Here is a 19,071-nt window from a genome sequence, read left to right as displayed (position 1 = left end):
ACGCACCATGTCTATCTATCTGAACAAGGACTCCAAGGTCATCGTCCAGGGCATCACCGGCGGCGAAGGCACCAAGCACACCGCGCTGATGCTTAAGGCGGGCACCAACATCGTCGGCGGCGTCAACGCCCGCAAGGCCGGCACCACGGTCCTGCACGGCGACAAGGAAATCAACGTCTACGGCACCGTCAAGGAAGCCATGGCGGAAACCGGCGCCGACGTCTCCATCGTCTTCGTGCCGCCGGCATTCACCAAGAACGCCGTTGTGGAAGCCATCGAGGCCGGCATCGGCCTGGTCGTGGTCATCACCGAAGGCGTCCCCGTCCAGGACTCCGCCGAATTCTGGGCCCTGGCCCAGTCCAAGGTGGATGCCGACGGCAACCAGGTCACCCGCATCATCGGCCCGAACTGCCCCGGCATCATCACCCCCGGCGAAGCGCTGGTTGGCATCACCCCGGCCAACATCACCGGCAAGGGCCCCATCGGCCTGGTTTCCAAGTCGGGTACCCTGACCTACCAGATGATGTACGAACTGCGCGACCTGGGCTTCTCCACCGCCATCGGCATCGGCGGCGACCCCATCATCGGCACCACGCACATCGACGCCCTGGCCGCGTTCGAGGCTGACCCCGAGACCAAGGCCATCGTGATGATCGGCGAAATCGGCGGCGACGCCGAAGAGCGCGCAGCCGACTTCATCAAGGCCAACGTCACCAAGCCGGTCGTCGGCTATGTGGCCGGCTTCACCGCGCCCGAAGGCAAGACCATGGGCCACGCAGGTGCCATCGTCTCCGGTTCCGCCGGTACCGCCCAGGCCAAGAAGGAAGCCCTCGAGGCCGCCGGTGTCAAGGTCGGCAAGACGCCGTCCGAGACAGCCAAGCTGCTCCGTGAGGTCTACGCAGCCCTCTAGCAGTCCTGCACAACGCGGGGCCACCCGGCCCGGTTCCCCTTTGGGGGCCGGCAGGGCGGCCCCGCGTTTGCTGTTTAACCCACCTGACTGTTTGACGCACGACGACGGCGGGCAGCGCGCGCCCGAGTGCGTCGAGTAATGTTGAGGAAGGAAAATCAGGGCGCCTTGCGCGCGCAGGCAGGGGATGACGGATGGCAGAGAAGCGACCGACCCTGGTCGACGCCGTCGTCGACAAGGTCCTTGAGCACATCCTCAGCGGAGAGATCAAGGCCGACGACGCCCTGCCGCCTGAAGCGGATATCGCCAAGGAGTCCGGTGTCAGCAGGCTGACGGCCCGCGAGGCCATGAAGGTATTGAAAGCGCAGGACGTGGTGTACGTCCGGCGCGGCCTGGGCACCTTCGTCAACCCGCCCGAGCGCTGGACCGGACTGGACGCCATCATGCGCGCAGCCTCCAGGGGAGTGGCCTCGGACCAGGTGGCACTCCGTTTGCTCGAGGTCCGCCGCATGGTGGAGACCGGCGCGGCCGAACTCGCTGCCTCCCGGCACCGGCCGGCTGACCTCGCCGCGCTGCAGGACAGCGTGGAGCAGATGGAAGCGGCCCACCATGCCGGCGACGTGGACGCGCTGACCGTGGCAGACATCGCCTTCCACGACACCGTTCTGCGCGCGTCCGGCAACCCGTTCGTGCCGGCCCTGCTGGGCCAGCTGTCCACCCTGCTCTACGCCATGCGGCGCGAAACCTCGGCGTTCCCCGACGTGCAGCGGCACGCCATCCACCACCACAAGATGGTCCTGGCCGCCATCGCCGCCGGAGACCCGGCCACCGCCCGCTCCACCATGGATGCACATATCACCCAGACTTTCGAGGATTACGAGCACTACCTTGCCGTGTCCAGCCGTAGCGGAGCCGCGGCCCGCTAGCCGCCTGTCCGGGCCCGTCCCATCGGGGTATTCCCTGTCAGCGGCATCCCCACCAGGCCGCGTCCGCAGCCGTGTTGACGCTCCCGTCCCCTGTGATTAGAATCTCATACAGACATCAGACATCTGATATCGCCCCCAAAAAATGCCGCCAGCCAAAGGAGTCGTCATGCGCGCGCATTCCCTTTTCGAGGGTCCCCACACCACCCTGGGAGGCCTGCGATGACCTCCCGTGCTGCTGCCCCCGCTCTCAGCGAGTTGGGCGAGACCACCCTCCGCAAGGTTCGTCGGAGGCTCATGCCCCTGATCGTCCTCCTGTACTTCATTGCCTACCTGGACCGGAACAACGTTGGTTTCGCCAAGCTCGGCATGCAGGGGGACATCGGACTGACCGAGGCCGCCTACGGCCTGGGCGCCGGCATCTTCTTCCTCGGCTACGCACTGCTCGAGATCCCGTCGAACGGCGGCATGTACCGCTATGGCGCCCGCAAGTGGATCGCCCGCATCCTCATCAGCTGGGGCATCTTTGCCACCGCCATGTTCCTGGTGAACGGTGAAGCGACGTTCTACATCATCCGCTTCCTCCTCGGAGCCGCCGAGGCAGGCTTCTTCCCGGCCATCCTCTTCTACCTGACCCTGTGGTTCCCCGCGGCGCAGCGCGTGACGGTGCTGGGCATCTTCATCCTGGCCCAGCCCATCTCCAACGCCCTCGGCGCCCCGGTGTCCGGCATGCTCCTGAACCTGGAGGGCGTGGCAGGCCTGCACGGCTGGCAGTGGCTCTACATCCTGGAAGGCATTCCCGCCATCCTGTTGGGCATCATCACCCCCTTCGTCATGACGGACCGGCCCGAACACGCCAAGTGGCTCAAGCCGGAAGAGCGTGAGTGGCTCTCCAACACCATGAGCGCCGAACTGGCCCACAAGCAGAAGTCCGGCAACCACAACTTCCTTGCCGGATTGAAGGACCCCCGCACCATCGCATACTCGGCCCTGTACTTCGGCCTGGTATGCGGCATCTACGGCCTGGGCCTCTGGCTGCCCACCATCGTCAAGGCGCTGGGCAAGTTCGACTCGACCCAGGTGGGCTTCATCGTCTTCATCCCGTACGCCATCGCTGCCGTCTTCGTCTACTTCTGGAGCAAGCGCTCAGACCGCACCGGCAACCGGGTATGGCATGCCAGCATGAGCATGGTGCTCGCCGCCGTCGGCCTCCTGGGCGCAGGCTACCTGCTGCCGGTCAATGCCGTGCTCGCCATGGTGTTCCTGACCCTCGCGGCCATGGGCATCTACTCCGCCATCGCGCCGTTCCTTGCCATGCCCTCCGCAGCCCTCACCGGTGCTGCAGCCGCCGCCGGCCTCGCCATGGTCAACTCCCTTGGCAACCTGGGCGGCTTCGTGGCGCCCTACATCGTGGGCATCCTCAAGGACGCCACCGGAAACAGCCAGAGCGGGCTGGTCTTCCTGGCCGCCTGCCTCGCCGTGACCGCCGCCGCCACCTACCTTTACGCACGCAAGCGGCCGGAGGGTGTCTCCGCCCCCGGGGTCACAGTTCCTGCCGCCGAAACCCACTAGGACGCATCAATGACTACACAGCACACCTTCCCCGCAGAGCGCACCGCTGTCCTCACCGGGGCAGCATCTGCCCGCGGCATTGGCCGGGCAACCGCTGACCGGCTGGCCAGCGAGGGCTGGTCCATCGCCATCCTGGACATCAATGCCGAAGACGCGAAGGCCGCGGCTGCCGAAATCGGCTCCAGCCGTGCCGTCAAGGCCATCGGCGTGGGCGCCGACGTCTCCGACGAGGCATCGGTTGACCGCGCCATCACGGAAATTGAGGAGGCGCTTCCGCCCATCGTCGGACTGGTCAACCTGGCCGGAATCAGCTCACCCACCCCCTTCATGGAGACCACGGTGGCGGAATGGGACAAGGTCTTCGCCATCAACATGCGCGGCACCTTCCTTGTTTCCCAGCGGGTCCTCAGGGGCATGATCGAGCGCGAACTCGGGAGGATCGTCAGCATCTCCTCCATCTCGGCCCAGCGTGGCGGCGGCACCTACTCCAAGGTGGCCTACAGCGCCTCGAAAGCCGGCATCCTTGGCTTCACCCGTGCCCTGGCCCGTGAAGTGGGTGAAAACAACATCACCGTGAACGCCATCGCCCCCGGTCCGATCGACACTGACATCATGGGCGGAACGTTGACGGACGAGCGCAAGGCCCAGATGTCCGAGGGCATCATGATGGGCCGGGTGGGAACCCGGGAGGAAGTGGCGGCGCTGATCGCATTCCTGCTCAGCGAGGACGCCGGCTACATTACTGCCGCCACCTACGACATCAACGGCGGCCTGCAGGTTTCCTGACCACCGGTTTCCGCTGGTGCAGTGCTGCCTGCCGGCCGTACGGCACCAGCGGGACGTGTCCGGGGACACCCCATCCCGCGCGCTCCCGCACATTTTCCGGCTATAGGATTTCTACATGGCAACCAAGAACCAGGCCTCCGGCGGCGTGAGCAGGCAGGTCCTCGCCGACCACGTTTACGAAGCGCTTCTTGTTGCCCTGATGGACGGCCGGCTGGAGGCGGGAACCCCGGTCAGCATCGACGGGATGGCCAGGGAGCTGGACGTTTCCCCGACGCCGGTGCGCGAAGCGCTCGCCCGGCTGGAAGCGACCGGGATGGTGCGGAGGATGGCCCTGCGCGGCTACCGCGTGGCACCGCTGTTCTCCCCGGAAGAACTTGCCGACCTGATGGACGCCCGCCTGGTGATCGAACCGGCCAATGCCTTCATGGCCTGCAAGCATGCTGACCCGGAACTGACCGGGCAGCTGGAGCAGGCCATCGAGGACCTCAAGGCAGCCCCGCGCGGTCCATCCTTCACGGAGTTCCGTGCCTACTGGGAAGCCGATGAACGGTTCCACCGGCTCATCGCCGAGTCCGCTGACAACCAGTTCCTGCTGTCCGCATACAACGCCCTGGGCGGGCAGGTGCAGCGCTTCCGCTTCTTTGGCGGCCTGGGCGTGACCGATGCCGACTACGCCATTGCCGAGCACACCGAGATCCTCAAAGCCTTCGAGACCGGCGACGCCGATCTTGCCCGGCAGAAAATGATCGACCACATCGAAGGCGTCAAGCAGCGCTCGCAGCACGACAGCGAAGTGCGCAGCTAGCACGCACGCCCATGGGCCCAATATGGCCCGACTTTTTCACGAACCTCCGCCCGGGAGGAACAGAGAGGCCCTTGACAGGGTCTCGAATAGCGTAGATCCTATAGGAAATGCGATTCAAAATTTGGAGTGACAATGCCGTACACCGCTGAAAACTGGCCCATCGCTGCTGCCCTGCTGCAGTTCCCGGGAACAAGGCCGGACGGGACCACCGCCCAGGAGGCCCCCGCCAGCGACTGGCAGCAGGTCTTTGAAGAAGTCGCAGACGCCGGCTTCAGCAACGCCGACCTCACCGACAGCTGGGTGCGCCCGGGCGATCTCTCAAGCGCCCGTCTGGACGAACTGAAGGCCGCGGCCAGTGCCGCCGGCCTCGGGCTTCCCTCCATCTCCGCCATCCGCCGCAGCGTGATTGAGGAAGGCAAGTGGGAGGAAAACCTGGCCTACACCCACCGGACCATCGACGCCGCTGCGCAGCTCGGTTGCGAGGTCGTCTCCATCGGCCTGCACCAGGCCATCACCCCGGAGCAGCAGAAACAGCTCTGGTTCTGGACCGTTGAAGGCCACAAGGACCCGGTAGCGGACAAGGAAACCTGGAACAACGCCGTCACCCGCATCCGGGAGGTCGGCAAGCACGCCGCTGAACTCGGCCTCCTGGTGTCCCTGGAGATGTACGAGGACACGTACCTCGGCACTGCTGACTCCTCCGTGCAGCTCGTCCAGGACGTCGACCTGCCCAACGTTGGACTGAACCCCGACCTGGGCAACCTGATCCGCCTGCACCGCCCCATCGAAGACTGGCGCGAACTGGTGCACAAGACGCTGCCCTACTCCAACTACTGGCACGTCAAGAACTACATCCGCGACGAGGACCAGGCCCGGAACCACTACGTCGCCATGCCGGCGCCCATGGAATCCGGCCTCATCAGCTACCGCGAGGCCTTCCAGTTCGCCATCTCGGTGGGCTTCCAGGGCATCATCTGCACCGAGCACTACGGCGGCGACGGCCTGAGCGTCACCGCCGCCAACCAGGACTACCTGCGCCGCCAGGTCCTGCCCAAGCGCGATGGCTACACCCTGGGCACCAGCATGGTAGCGCAGGGCCGGCAGGCCCCGGCGGCTGTCCCCGCACGCTAAGCCACGGCAGGCTTCCCAACCGATCCAACCGGTTCAACGAGGAATCATGACAAAGATATTTGACGATCCAGCGCAGTTCGCAGACGACGCCCTCGACGGTTTCGTGGCCGCCAACCGCAAGTATGTGGCGCGAGTCGACGGCGGCGTTGTCCGTTCCACCGAAACACCAGAGGGCCAGGTGGCAGTGGTCATTGGCGGCGGTTCCGGCCATTACCCCGCCTTCGCCGGCCTGGTGGGGGCAGGGCTCGCCGCCGGAAGCGCCTGCGGCAACATGTTCGCTTCCCCCTCCGCCGGGCAGGTGTACCGCGTGGCCAAGGCATCCCAGACCGGCGGCGGCGTCCTCCTGAGCTACGGCAACTACGCCGGCGATGTGCTCCACTTCGGCCAGGCCCAGGAGAAGCTGAACGCTGAGGGCATCGAAACCCGCACCGTCCTGGTGACTGACGACATCGCCAGCGCGCCCCTCGAGGAGATCGGCAAGCGCCGCGGCATCGCCGGCGACCTGACGGTCTTCAAGGTTGCCGGCGCGGCGGCAGAGGCCGGGCTGGACCTGGATGAGGTGGAGCGGCTTGCCATCAAGGCCAACCACCACACCCGTTCGCTGGGCGTGGCGTTCGCCGGCTGCACCCTCCCCGGAGCATCCGAGCCCCTCTTCACCGTGCCGGAAGGCATGATGTCCGTGGGACTGGGCATTCACGGCGAACCGGGGATTTCAGACCTGCCCCTGCCCAGTGCCAGTGAACTGGCCAAGCTGTTGGTGGACGGGCTTTTGAAGGACAAGCCGGAAACCGCAGGCCGCCGGTTAGTGCCCATCCTCAACGGACTGGGAACAGTCAAGTACGACGAACTCTTCCTGTTGTTCGGCAAGATCGAGGCTCTGCTCACCGCTGCCGGACTCGAGATCGTTGAGCCGGAGTGCGGTGAACTGGTGACCAGCCTGGACATGTCCGGCCTGTCATTGACGCTGTTCTGGCTGGATGCGGAACTGGAGAAGTTCTGGGCCGCGCCGGCTGACACCCCCGCCTTCCGCAAGGGCAACCTGGCCCCGCGCCGGGCCCGGGCCGTCGAGTCCCTGGCCGAGGCGGCCACGACGCCGGGGCTGGCCGCCACGCCCGCGTCCACCGCGCTGGCTGCCACGGCGGTGGGAGTGTTGAAGGAAGCCCGGTCCGTCGTCGTCGAACACGAGGAGGCACTCGGGAAGCTGGATGCCATCGCCGGGGACGGCGACCACGGCATCGGAATGCGCCGCGGAGTGGATGCTGCCGTTGCTGCCGCGGAGAAGTCCCATGCCGGCGGTGCCGGCCTGGAGGAAGTGCTCGCGGCGGCGGGGGAGCAGTGGGCCGAGCGTGCCGGCGGTACCTCCGGGGCCCTTTGGGGCGCGGCGGTCACCGCCGTCGGCAGGACCCTGGGCAGCAAGGACGCCTACACCGCGGCCGACGCAGCGGCGGCCGTCAATGCCCTCCGCGACGCCATTGTCACCTTGGGCAAGGCCCAGGCGGGAGACAAGACCATGGTGGACGCGCTCCTTCCGTTCGCCGAGACCTTCACCAAAGCAATTGACGACGGCGGCAGCCTGGCCGGCAGCCTTCGTGCGGCAGCGGAGGCCGCCGCCGAGGCCGCTGACGCGACTGCCGGACTCAGCCCCAGGAAAGGCCGGGCGCGCCCGTTGGCCGAGAAGAGCCTGGGCCACCCGGATCCCGGCGCCGTTTCGTTCGGCCTCATTGCCCGCAGGGTGGCCGAGTACGCCGCCACCATCGAAAGCCACTAAGGAGAATCGCATGACCGAACACACCCAGCAAGGCTGGCGCATCGTCGTCGGCAATGACGAAGCCGGCGTCGAATACAAGAACGCGCTGCGCGAGATGCTGGAGGCAGACCCCCGGGTCGCCTCGGTGGAGGACGTGGGCGTGGGCGCCGACGACGCTACTGCCTATCCGCACCTTGCCGTCGCCGCAGCCCGCAAGGTCGCAGCCGGAGAGGCGGACCGTGCCCTGCTGATCTGCGGAACCGGCCTCGGCGTGGCCATCTCGGCCAACAAGGTTCCCGGCATCCGGGCCGTCACCGCACACGACAGCTACTCAGTGGAGCGTTCCGTGCTGTCCAACAACGCCCAGGTGCTGACCATGGGCCAGCGCGTCATCGGCCTGGAACTGGCCAAGAAACTGGTGGGCGAGTGGCTTGACCACCGCTTCGATGAAAACTCCGCATCCGCGGCAAAAGTAGACGCAATCTCCTCCTACGAGGACGCGTCGGAAGGACTTGAAGACAAATGAGCAACCGCAACATCGCCGTCGTCGGCTCAGGCTATATGGGCGGCGGGATCGCCCAGGTCCTGGCACTCGCAGGAGCCCGCGTGGCACTCGCCGACGTCTCCGCTGAAATCGCGCAAAGCAACTACGAGCGGCTCCTGAAGGAGTCCGACGAGTTCGTCGCCGCCGGCCTGTTCCCGGACAACGCCACAGACCTGCTCAAGGAAAACCTCTGGGCAGCCAAGGACATCGAAGAAGCCGTGGCCGGCGCCGAGTACATCGAGGAGGCAGTGCCGGAAATCCTGGAGATCAAGCACGCCACCCTGGGCAGGATCAGCGCCGCCGCCCGCCCCGAGGCCATCATTGGTTCCAACACCTCCACCATTTCCATCGCCAAGCTGGCCGAGGTGGTGGACAACCCGGAGCGCTTCCTGGGCGTCCACTTCTCCAACCCGGCACCATTCATTCCCGGCGTGGAAGTCATCCCGCACGAGGGCACCTCCGAGGCCACCATCCAGGCGGCCCGCACCATCGTGGGGGAGACCGGCAAGGAAACAGCCACCGTCAAGGACGTGACCGGCTTCGTGCTCAACCGGCTCCAGTACGCCCTGTTCCACGAGGCAGCCCAAGTGGTGGAAGAAGGCATCGCCACCGCGGAGGACGTGGACACCCTGGTGCGCACCACCTTCGGCTTCCGGCTGCCGTTCTTCGGGCCGTTTGCGATCGCCGACATGGCGGGCCTGGACGTATATGCGTTCTGCTACAAGTCCCTCCAGACCGGGTTCCCGGAGCGGTTCGCCACACCCAAGATCCTGCAGGAAAAGGTCGACGCCGGCCAGCTGGGCACCAAGACCGGTTCCGGCTTCCTTGACGTCCCCGCAGACCGGACCGCAGCCCTGGTTGCCTACCGGAACAAGGCGTACGTCGCCATGCAGAAGCTCATCGAAGAGCTGGGCCCTGCCCCGCTTTCCTGATCCGAAGGAACACCTCCATGACAGCATTTCCCACAGACCGCACGGTGATCGTTACCGGCGCTGTCTCCGAACGCGGCATCGGCCGGGCCACCGCAGACTACCTGGCAGAGCGCGGCTGGAACATCGGCGTGATCGACATCGATGACGCCGCCACCAAGGCCGTGGCCAAGGAGCTGGCCGAAAAGTACGGAATCAAGGCCCACGGAGCAGGCGCAGACGTCAGCAACGAAGCGTCGGTCCGGGCGGCCATCGACGAGATCGAAGCCGAACTTCCGCAGCTGGTGGCCCTGGCCAACATCGCGGGCGTCAGCTCCCCGGTGCCGTACCTGGAACTGGACGCCGCCGAATGGGACCGGGTACTCAGCATCAACTTGAACGGCGTCCACTACGCCACCCGCCGTGCGGCCGAATCGATGGTCAAGAACCAGCTGGGCCGGATTGTGAACATTTCCTCCGTCTCCGCCCAGCGCGGTGGCGGAACCTTCAGCAAGACCCCGTACTCCGTGGCCAAGGCCGGCGTCATCGGCCTGACCCGCGCCACCGCCCGTGAACTGGGGGAGTACGACATCACTGTCAACGCCATCTCGCCCGGGCCGATCGACACCGACATCATGGGCGGCACCCTGAGCGAGGAACGCAAGGACGAGCTGGTCAAGGACCTGGTGGTGAACCGCGTGGGCAACACGCGCGACATCGCTGCCGCCATCCATTTCCTGATTGGCGAGGACGCCGGGTATATCTCCGGCCAGACGCTGAACGTCGACGGCGGACTGTACATGCACTGACGGGCTCCGTTTCCCTTCGCATCACGAAGACCGGAGCCACCACCAACATGCGGGCCGCCGGCCCGCGGAAACCACCACGTCACCACTCGAAGGAGAGTGTTGTGTCCGAAACCACCGCAACATCCAAGGAACTTCTGGCCCGTCCGGTCCTGAAGTCCGCGATCTTCAAGGCGGCCCGCCGGCTCATGCCGATGCTGGTCATCCTGTACGTCGTTTCGTTCCTGGACCGCACCAACGTCGGCTTTGCCGAGGCGGCCCTCGGGGCGGACAAAGGAGTGTCCGCCGCAGCCTTCGCCCTGGGCGCCGGCATCTTCTTCATTGGCTACGCGATCTTCGAGATCCCCAGCAACCTGCTGCTCAAGAAGGTCGGCGCCAAGATCTGGCTGGCGCGCATCGCCATCACCTGGGGCATCGTTTCGGCGTGCTTCGCCTTCGTCCAGGGCGAGACCTCGTTCGTGATCCTGCGTTTCCTCCTCGGCGTGACCGAGGCCGGCCTGTTCCCCGGCGTGATCATGTACCTGGCCGAATGGTTCCCCAACAAGGTGCGCGTCCAGATGTTCGCCATCTTCTACCTGGCCCAGCCGTTCTCCCAGATGATCGGCAACCCCCTCTCCGGCTGGCTGATCAACATCGGCGACCAGGTGCCGGGCCTGCGCGGCTGGCAGGTCATGTTCTTCGTCGAGGGCCTGCTCGCAGTCCTGGCCGGCATCGCCGCCTTCTTCTTCCTGATCAACGGTCCTGAAAAGGCCAAGTTCCTCAGCCGGGAGGAGAAGTACGCGCTCAAGGAAGTCATGGCACTGGAGGACAACATCAAGGACCAGACCGGCCCCCGCGGCATCCTCGCCGCCATGCGCAACGGCCGGGTCTGGTACTTCACCGCCATCTACTTCTGCCTGCAGATCGCCGTCTATGGCGTGACGTTCTTCCTGCCGCAGCAGGTGTCGTCCCTGACCGGGCAGAAAGTGGGCCTCGCCGTCGGCCTGCTGATCGCGGTCCCGTGGTTCTTCGGCATCTTCTCCTGCTACTTCATCGGCCGGGCGGCTAACACCGTTGCCAAGCGGCGGAAGTTCGGCACCATCCTGTTTCTCTCCACCGGCCTGTGCATCTTCGGCTCGGCCTGGGCGGGAACCAACCACCAGCCGGTCCTGGGCATGATCTTCATAACCCTGGCAGTCTGCAGCTTCCTCGCCGTCGGTCCGGTGGTCTGGTCCTACCCAACCGCGTTCCTCGCCGGATCCGCAGCAGCGGCGGGCATCGGCCTGATCAACTCGCTGGGCAACCTGGGCGGCTTTGTGGCCCCGATCCTGCGGACCGCCGTCAACGAGGCCACGCACTCGCCCACCGGATCCATGGGTGTGTACGCCCTGGGCGTCCTGCCCTTCGTGGCCGCCGCAATGATGTACGCCACCAAGCGGTTCAAGAACAAGGCCGACGACCTGCTCGACTGAGCCCGTCACAACACACCGCAAGGAACTTCATGCGCACCTCCGGCAGCAGCACAGGCAACGGCACCGTCCACATCGGCGTCAGCACCAAAATGTACCTGGGTTACCAGGCAAGCCTGCGCTGGCTGTCGGAGGTGCGCTCCGTTGTGGACGAAAGGCCCGGGCTGGGTGCGCATTCCGCCAAGGACGCACCGGTCCGGGTCTTCGTCATCCCTTCCTTCCCCGTCCTGGAGCCGGCCACACGGATCCTGGCCGGCTCACCGGTCCTGCTCGGCGCCCAGAACTGCGCCTGGGGGGACGGGCCCCTCACCGGGGAAGTCAGCCCCGGCATGCTGGCCGAACTGGGCGTCCAGCTCGTCGAGATCGGCCACGCGGAACGCCGCAGCCTGTTCGCCGAGGACGACGCCGTGGTGGCACGCAAGGTGCGTGCCGCCGTCGACAGTTCCCTTACCCCGCTGCTTTGCATCGGTGAGCCGGACAGGCTCGACGCCGGTGCTGCCGCCGACTTTTGCGTGCGGCAGGTCCACGCCGCTACTGGCGGCGACCCCAGCCTCCTAAGCTGCCTGGTCCTGGCCTACGAACCTGTATGGGCTATCGGTGCTCCTGCACCCGCCCCGCCGCAGCACATCAACTCCGTGTTGACCCTGCTCCGGGCCGCACTGGGCCCGGACTGCCCCCTGATCTATGGCGGCAGCGCCGGGCCAGGGCTGCTGCCGCAGCTTCCCGCAGCGGACGGACTCTTCCTGGGCCGTTTTGCGCACGACGCCGCCAACCTTGGCCGCGTGCTGGACGAAGCCCTCGCCCTGGCTCAGACCCGCGCCCCGGCCAGCAATTCCTCCAGCCGTTCGTAGCCCTCGCTCAGGCCGCCCTCCATCCCGGACTGGGCCATGCCGTCGCGCGCCTCCTGGCTTGGGTAGACGGAATGGCCCCGCAACCGGGCCCTTCCGTTGCCCAGGTCCTCAAACGTCATGAAGTCCAGGCTGACCACGTCCGGGTATCCGCCGAACTCAAAGGTCTGGATGGCGAATTCGTTGTCCCGGACGGTGTGGAAGATGCCCTTGAACTCGTAGGCCACGCCGTCCGGTCCTGTGTGCAGGTAGCGGTAACTGCCGCCGGTGCGGAAATCGTAATGGTCGATCTCCATCTTCAAGCCCCGCGGGCCCAGCCACTGGACAATCAGGTCCGGTTCTTTGTGGGCGCGGAACACGTCCGCCACCGGGAAATCAAACTCGCGCTCGTAATCGATGAAGGGGACGCCCTCAGGAACGCTGAGTTTCAGGGAATTGCTCATCATGACTCCTTGGAGGATTTTTCGCCGCTGTCCGCAGCGTTTGACCTAAGAACGGCGTCGAGGCTGCGGAACTGGCCTTCGCGGACCAACCGGTACCGGTCAATCCAGGCGGTCAGCTCCTCAAGCCGCGCCGGGTTCAGGTGGACGGGCCTGCGCTGTGCATCCCTGCTTCGGGTCACCAGCGCGGCCTGCTCGAGTACCTGGATGTGTTTCGAGACCGCCTGCTTGGAGATCTCGAACGGTTCTGCCAATTCGTTCACTGTTGCCGGGCCCCGGCTGAGCCGGGCGATGATGCTCCTCCGCACGGGATCTGCCAGGGCCATGAAGGCCGAGTCCAATGCCGCACTTTCAGGGTTCATTGCCTGCCCGTTTCTAATCAACCTCCAGGTTTATCAACCTTTAGGTTGTTTAAGCATAAGAGTCCCAGGGTGACGATTCAAGACCCGCGTCTTCAGGGATTCCGGCTACGTGGAAAACAGTGCCCGGTGGCTGGTCCTTCGGCTTCGGCTGCGCGCAGCACGCACGGGAGAGTTGGCCGTCGCTAAAAAGTAGTTCCGGCACCCGCAATATTGGGACAGGGGCGCCCGGCAACTCTAGTTGTAAGTATGTCAGTACAAACTTTTGACAGGACATTGGATCTAAGGCAAAGTAGTGCCTGTGGCCCGCGCCACGGCCTGCCAGTTCCGGAACTCCTGCCCCTCGAAGGATCCGCGTTCCACACCAGAAAGGTCCACGATTCCCGTGACCCACGAGCTTCTTACGATCGGGCGCATCAGCGTTGATATCTACCCGAACGACATCGGGGTTGGCCTGGAGGACGTTAATTCCTTCGGCAAATACCTTGGCGGTTCACCGTCCAACGTCGCGGTTGCCGCCGCCCGCCACGGACGCCGCACCGGGGTCATTACCCGGACCGGGGATGATCCGTTCGGCGCCTACCTGCACCGTGAGCTGCGCAAGTTCAACGTCGATGACGCCTTTGTTACCCCGGTGAAGGACTGGCCCACGGCGGTGACCTTCTGCGCGATCAAGCCGGCCACGGACGAGTTCCCGCTATACTTCTACGGCCGGTTCCCCACGGCGCCGGACCTGCAGATCAAGGCTGAAGAGCTGGACCTGGACGCCATCCGTGAGGCCGGGATCTTTTGGTCCACGGTGACCGGCCTGTGCCAGGAGCCCTCGCGATCAGCGCACATTGCCGCGCATGAGGCGCGGCCGCGGACCGGGCTGGCTGAGGGCCAGTTCACCATCCTGGACCTGGATTACCGGCCGATGTTCTGGGCTTCCGAGGAGGAGGCCCGGGCCGAGGTTGCCAAGGTCCTGCCGCACGTCACGGTCGCGATCGGCAACGACAAGGAATGTGCCGTGGCAGTCGGCGAGGGGACTCCCGATGAGCAGGCGGACCGCCTGCTCGCTGCCGGCGTGGAAATCGCCGTCGTCAAGCTCGGCCCCGAAGGCGTGATGGCCAAGACCCGCACCGAACGCGTGGTCTCCGCGCCCGTCCCGGTGGAAACCCTCAACGGCTTGGGTGCCGGCGACTCCTTTGGCGGCGCCTTCTGCCACGGACTCCTCTCCGGCTGGCCGCTGGCACAGGTCCTGGACTACGCCAACGCCGCCGGCGCCATCGTCGCCTCACGCCTTTCCTGCGCCGACGCCATGCCGACGCCGGAGGAGGTCACCTCGCTGCTGGCCGAACGCGGCCGCGCGGTTCCGGGCGCCTCGATTCCCGAAGGAGCAGCACTGTGACCCTCACCTCTCTTGCTTCCAACAACGCTGTGGACGACGATCCGCGCCGCTATGAGCACCTGAGCACTATACGGCTGGAAGACCCTGGTGCCGTGGCCCGGGCGGCCAAGTCCCGCCGGCGCCACCCCGGCCTGAAGTCGGGGCGGCAGAACTTCATCGTCGCCGCCGACCACCCCGCCCGCGGCGCCCTTGCCGTCGGCAGCGACCCCGTGGCCATGGCTGACCGGCGTCAGCTGCTGGACCGGCTGCAGATCGCCCTGGCCAACCCCGCCGTCGACGGTGTCCTGGCGTCCCCGGACATCATGGACGACCTGCTGCTGCTGGGCGCCCTGGACGGCAAGCTGGTCTTCGGTTCCATGAACCGCGGCGGCCTCTCCGGGCTGGTCAACGAGTTTGATGACCGCTTCACCGGCCACACCGCCGCCGCTCTGGAGGCCCTGGGTGCTGACGGCGGCAAGATGCTCGCCCGCATCTGCCTGGGCGACCCCGACACCGTGGCCACCCTGGAAGCGACCGCCAAGGCCATCGATTCGCTGGCGGAGCGCAAGCTGATTGCCATGGTGGAACCGTTCCTGTCGGTCCGGAAAAACGGCCGCGTCCGCAACGATCTGTCCACCAACGCCGTGATCAAGTCCATCGCCATCGCAGAGGGGCTGGGCTCCACCAGTGCCTACACCTGGATGAAGCTTCCCGTCGTGGCGGAGATGGAACGCGTCATGGCGGCCACCACCATGCCCACCGTCCTTCTGGGCGGAGACCCGGATGGGTCCCAGGACGAGGTCTTTGCGTCCTGGCAGGCGGCACTGGCGCTCCCGGGCGTCCAGGGCCTCACGGTTGGCCGGACGCTCCTGTACCCGGCCGACGGCGATGTTGCCGGTGCCGTGGCCACGGCCGCCTCACTGCTGAACCACACCACGGAAGTATCGGAGTAGCCTCCCCATGGACACAACAGGAACGCGCAGGATGACGGTGGCCCAGGCCGTCGTCGAATACCTGTCCAAGCAATACACCGTCGACAAGGTGGGCGGTGTGGACTACCGGGAGCGGCTCATCCCCGGCACGTTCGGTATTTTCGGGCACGGTAACGTTGCCGGTGTGGGGCAGGCCCTGAAGCAGTACCAGCAGCTGGACCCGGCCATCATGCCGTACTACCAGGGCCGGAACGAGCAGGCCCAGGCGCACCAGGCCGTGGGGTATGCCCGGCATACCCGCCGCCGCCAGACCTTCGCCATCAGCACCTCGATCGGCCCGGGGTCCTCCAACCTGCTGACCGGTGCCGCTTTGGCCACGACGAACCGGCTGCCGGTGCTGCTGCTGCCCAGCGACACGTTCGCGACCCGCGCTGCGGATCCGGTGCTGCAGCAGCTCGAGCAGCCGTACGCCTACGACCTGACGGTCAATGATGCGTTCCGGCCGCTGTCCAAGTTCTTTGACCGGGTCACCCGCCCGGAACAGCTGTTCTCCGCGTTCCACCACGGCCTGCGTGTCCTGACGGACCCGGCCGAGACCGGTGCCGTGACCATCTCCCTGCCTCAGGATGTCCAGGCCGAGGCGTTCGATGTCCCCGAGGAGTTCCTGGCCGAGCGGGAGTGGCGGATCCGCCGCCCCGACGCGGACGACGACGACATCGCCCGTGCCGCGGCGGCGATCCGTGCCGCGAAGCGCCCGCTGATCATCGCCGGCGGCGGCGTCCTCTACGCCTACGCCAACGACGAGCTCGCAAAGCTCGCCCAGCTGACGGGCATCCCGGTAGGCAACACGCAGGCCGGCGTCGGCGTCCTGCCGTGGGACCACCAGTTCAGCCTGGGTGCCATCGGCTCCACCGGTACGACGGCGGCCAACGCCATCGCTGCCGACGCCGACCTGATCATCGGCATCGGCACCCGCTACGAGGACTTCACCACCGCGTCACGCACAGCGTTCCAGAACCCCGAGGTGCGCTTCATCAACATCAACGTTGCCCCGATCGACGCGTACAAGCACGGCACCACGCTGCCGATCGTCGCCGACGCCCGCAAGGCACTGGTCAAGCTCAACGCAGCACTGGGCGGCTACCGGGTAGGCGCCGACCTGGAGCAGAAGGTCGCCGCCGAGAAAAAGCGCTGGAACGCCACTGTGGACGAGGCCTTTGACACCCGCTACACCCCGCTGCCGGCACAGAACGAAATCATCGGCGCCGCCAACCGGGCCATGGACGCTGCGGATGTGGTGATTTGCGCGGCCGGGTCCCTGCCCGGGGACCTGCACAAGATGTGGCGTGTCCGGGACCCGTTCGGCTACCACGTCGAATATGCCTACTCCTGCATGGGCTACGAAATCCCCGGAGGCCTCGGGGTCAAGCGCGCAGCCCTGGCCGAAGCCGCGCGCGGCGGCGAGCAGCGGGACGTCGTGGTGATGGTGGGGGATGGCTCCTACCTGATGATGCACACCGAACTGGTCACCGCCGTCGCCGAACGCATCAAACTGATCGTGGTCCTGATCCAGAACCATGGATACGCCTCCATCGGCTCCCTGTCCGAATCCCTGGGCTCGCAGCGCTTCGGCACCCGCTACCGGGCCCTGGACGAAGAACAGCACAGCTTCGACGAAGGGGACACCCTGCCGGTGGACCTGGCCCTGAACGCAGAGTCCCTGGGCGTGAAGGTCATCCGGATCGAACCCGGGGAGAAGGTGATCGCCGAACTGGAGCAGGCCATCCGCGACGCCAAGGCCGCCCCCGAGGGCAGCGGGCCCATCCTCATCCATGTCGAGTCCGATCCGCTCCTGGACGCACCATCCTCCGAGTCCTGGTGGGACGTTCCGGTCGCGCAGGTTTCCGAACTGGATTCCACCAAGCAGGCCTTCCATACCTACGTCGACCACAAGTCCCGCCAGCGCAAACTGCTCGGCTAACCCTCCTCCAGACACCACCCCCTCAAGGAAGAGTCCCCATGACTGCCACCACCCAGACCACCGATACCCAGACCACCGTGATCAACCACTTCATCAACGGCGCCGAAACCGCCGGTGCTGGCGACCGCACCACCCCGGTGTACAACCCGGCCACTGGGGCCGTGACCGGCGAGCTGCGCCTGGCCAACCGCGCCGACCTTGACGCCGCCGTCGCCGCCGCCCGGAAGGCTGCCGACAGCTGGGGTGACATCTCCCTGGCCAAGCGCACCGCCGTTTTGTTCAAGTTCCGCGAACTCGTCGCCGCCCACGTGGACGACCTCGCTGAACTAATCACGGCCGAGCACGGCAAGGTCCTCTCCGACGCCAAGGGTGAAATCGGCCGCGGCCTGGAAGTCATCGAGTACGCCTGCGGCATCCCCACCCTGCTCAAGGGCGACTACTCGGACCAGGTCTCCACCGGTATCGACGTGTTCAACTTCCGCGAGCCCCTCGGCGTGGTCGCCGGCATCACCCCGTTCAACTTCCCGGTCATGGTGCCGCTGTGGATGGCCCCGATGGCGATCGCCACCGGCAACGCCTTCATCCTCAAGCCCTCCGAGCGCGACCCCTCCGCGTCCCTGCTGCTGGCCAGGCTCTGGAAGGAAGCCGGCCTGCCCGACGGCGTGTTCCAGGTCCTGCACGGCGACAAGGAAACCGTCGACGGGCTCCTGACCCACCCGGACGTGGAAGGCATCTCCTTCGTCGGGTCCACCCCGATCGCGCAGTACGTCCACGAGACCGCCACCAAACACGGCAAGCGCGTCCAGGCCCTGGGCGGGGCGAAGAACCACGCCATCATCCTGCCCGACGCCGACCTGGACAACGCCGCCGACCACCTCGCTGCCGCCGCCTTCGGCTCCGCCGGCGAACGCTGCATGGCCATCTCCGTCGCCGTCGCCGTCGGGGACGCCGCCGACCTGCTGGTCAAGAAAGTCGAAGAACGCGCCCTGGCCGTGAAGGTCAACAACGGCACCGCCCCCGACGCCGAAATGGGCCCGGTCATCACCCCGGCCTCCAAGGAACGCATCGTACGGATCGTCACCGAAGCCGAAACCGCCGGCGCCGCCATGGTGGTGGACGGCCGCGAGCTGGTGGTCCCCGGCCACGAAGACGGCTTCTGGGTGGGGCCCACCGTGATCGACCACGTCAAGACCGAAATGACGGCTTACACGGAAGAGATCTTCGGGCCGGTCCTCGTGGTGGTCCGCGTTGACACCCTCGAAGACGGCATCAAGCTGATCAACGCCAACCCCTACGGCAACGGCACCGCAATCTTCACCTCCTCCGGCGCCGCCGCCCGCAAGTTCCAGCGCTCCGTGACAGTTGGCATGATCGGCATCAATGTGCCCCTCCCGGTCCCCGTGGCCTACCACTCCTTCGGCGGCTGGAAAGCATCCCTCTTCGGCGACAAACACATCTACGGCCCCGAAGGCGTCTCCTTCTACACCCGCGGCAAAGTCGTCACCTCCCGCTGGCCCGAAACCCACCACGCCTCCGAAGCCTCCTACAACTTCCCGTCCAACTAA

The 19,071-nt window shown here is 66.2% G+C and carries 18 protein-coding genes; 16 read left to right on the top strand and 2 right to left on the bottom strand.

Translation table 11 applies throughout. The features are described 5' to 3' along the window. The first annotated feature begins 7 nt into the window (after positions 1-7). The 12 genes from sucD to ACV095_RS16475 all read left to right on the top strand — a co-directional run bounded on the left by sucD (position 8) and on the right by ACV095_RS16475 (position 12,428). Entirely contained in the window at positions 8-910 is a 903-nt protein-coding gene (gene sucD, locus ACV095_RS16530) for a succinate--CoA ligase subunit alpha (protein ID WP_018769572.1), read from the top strand. A gap of 191 nt (positions 911-1,101) precedes the next feature. Continuing rightward, a complete protein-coding gene (locus tag ACV095_RS16525; RefSeq protein ID WP_018769573.1) occupies positions 1,102-1,833 on the top strand; it encodes a FadR/GntR family transcriptional regulator in 732 nt (243 codons plus the stop codon). Between the two features lie 219 nt (positions 1,834-2,052). Further along, entirely contained in the window at positions 2,053-3,402 is a 1,350-nt protein-coding gene (locus ACV095_RS16520; protein WP_026265817.1) for an MFS transporter, read from the top strand. A 9-nt stretch (positions 3,403-3,411) separates the two neighbouring features. After that, positions 3,412-4,188 carry an SDR family NAD(P)-dependent oxidoreductase gene (locus ACV095_RS16515; RefSeq protein ID WP_478222305.1) on the top strand — a complete coding sequence of 259 codons (777 nt, stop codon included), beginning with the start codon at positions 3,412-3,414 and terminating at the stop codon, positions 4,186-4,188. Positions 4,189-4,303: 115 nt separating this feature from the next. Beyond that, positions 4,304-4,993 carry a GntR family transcriptional regulator gene (locus ACV095_RS16510; protein ID WP_018769576.1) on the top strand — a complete coding sequence of 230 codons (690 nt, stop codon included), beginning with the start codon at positions 4,304-4,306 and terminating at the stop codon, positions 4,991-4,993. 132 nt (positions 4,994-5,125) lie between these two features. After that, positions 5,126-6,124: a sugar phosphate isomerase/epimerase family protein gene (locus tag ACV095_RS16505; RefSeq protein WP_018769577.1), complete on the top strand. Its 999-nt coding sequence runs from the start codon at positions 5,126-5,128 to the stop codon at positions 6,122-6,124. Between the two features lie 46 nt (positions 6,125-6,170). Continuing rightward, positions 6,171-7,892, top strand: coding sequence for a dihydroxyacetone kinase subunit DhaL (gene dhaL / locus ACV095_RS16500; RefSeq protein WP_478222304.1), 1,722 nt, complete (start codon positions 6,171-6,173; stop codon positions 7,890-7,892). A gap of 10 nt (positions 7,893-7,902) precedes the next feature. Then, complete coding sequence (locus tag ACV095_RS16495; RefSeq protein WP_018769579.1) at positions 7,903-8,397, top strand: ribose-5-phosphate isomerase; 495 nt, start codon at positions 7,903-7,905, stop codon at positions 8,395-8,397. Then, positions 8,394-9,347 (top strand): 3-hydroxyacyl-CoA dehydrogenase family protein, encoded by a 954-nt coding sequence (locus tag ACV095_RS16490; RefSeq protein WP_056389088.1) that lies wholly within the window; start codon positions 8,394-8,396, stop codon positions 9,345-9,347. Before ACV095_RS16495 ends, ACV095_RS16490 begins: the two co-directional genes overlap by 4 nt. A 17-nt stretch (positions 9,348-9,364) precedes the next feature. Further along, positions 9,365-10,132 carry an SDR family NAD(P)-dependent oxidoreductase gene (locus ACV095_RS16485; RefSeq protein ID WP_018769581.1) on the top strand — a complete coding sequence of 256 codons (768 nt, stop codon included), beginning with the start codon at positions 9,365-9,367 and terminating at the stop codon, positions 10,130-10,132. 101 nt (positions 10,133-10,233) lie between these two features. Beyond that, positions 10,234-11,580, top strand: coding sequence for an MFS transporter (locus ACV095_RS16480; protein WP_018769582.1), 1,347 nt, complete (start codon positions 10,234-10,236; stop codon positions 11,578-11,580). Between the two features lie 29 nt (positions 11,581-11,609). Continuing rightward, positions 11,610-12,428, top strand: coding sequence for a triose-phosphate isomerase family protein (locus ACV095_RS16475; protein WP_056389084.1), 819 nt, complete (start codon positions 11,610-11,612; stop codon positions 12,426-12,428). On the opposite strand, the gene ACV095_RS16470 is transcribed toward ACV095_RS16475, so the two are convergent. Together ACV095_RS16470 and ACV095_RS16465 are read right to left on the bottom strand one after the other, a co-directional pair. Continuing rightward, the gene (locus tag ACV095_RS16470; RefSeq protein WP_056389081.1) at positions 12,386-12,868 is read right to left on the bottom strand and encodes an SRPBCC family protein; all 483 of its coding nucleotides are present in this window, start codon (positions 12,866-12,868) and stop codon (positions 12,386-12,388) included. The genes ACV095_RS16475 and ACV095_RS16470 overlap by 43 nt on opposite strands. Beyond that, positions 12,868-13,227 (bottom strand): ArsR/SmtB family transcription factor, encoded by a 360-nt coding sequence (locus ACV095_RS16465; RefSeq protein WP_056389079.1) that lies wholly within the window; start codon positions 13,225-13,227, stop codon positions 12,868-12,870. The genes ACV095_RS16470 and ACV095_RS16465 overlap by 1 nt, the downstream gene beginning before the upstream one ends. Positions 13,228-13,609: 382 nt before the next feature. Between ACV095_RS16465 and iolC the strand changes: the two genes are divergently transcribed. From iolC to ACV095_RS16445, 4 genes are read left to right on the top strand one after another with little or no spacing between them, the layout of a single operon-like run. Then, a complete protein-coding gene (gene iolC, locus ACV095_RS16460) occupies positions 13,610-14,614 on the top strand; it encodes a 5-dehydro-2-deoxygluconokinase (RefSeq protein ID WP_018769586.1) in 1,005 nt (334 codons plus the stop codon). Next, positions 14,611-15,546, top strand: a complete 936-nt coding sequence (locus tag ACV095_RS16455) for a Cgl0159 family (beta/alpha)8-fold protein (protein WP_478222303.1) — start codon at positions 14,611-14,613, stop codon at positions 15,544-15,546. Before iolC ends, ACV095_RS16455 begins: the two co-directional genes overlap by 4 nt. A 31-nt stretch (positions 15,547-15,577) precedes the next feature. After that, complete coding sequence (iolD, locus tag ACV095_RS16450; protein ID WP_478223469.1) at positions 15,578-17,506, top strand: 3D-(3,5/4)-trihydroxycyclohexane-1,2-dione acylhydrolase (decyclizing); 1,929 nt, start codon at positions 15,578-15,580, stop codon at positions 17,504-17,506. A gap of 38 nt (positions 17,507-17,544) precedes the next feature. After that, positions 17,545-19,071: a CoA-acylating methylmalonate-semialdehyde dehydrogenase gene (locus tag ACV095_RS16445; protein WP_478222302.1), complete on the top strand. Its 1,527-nt coding sequence runs from the start codon at positions 17,545-17,547 to the stop codon at positions 19,069-19,071.

This window comes from Arthrobacter sp. JDC6, assembly GCF_056484025.1.
The sequence above is the reverse complement of the archived record's forward strand: the minus strand, read 5'-3'. Positions and strand labels throughout refer to the sequence as shown.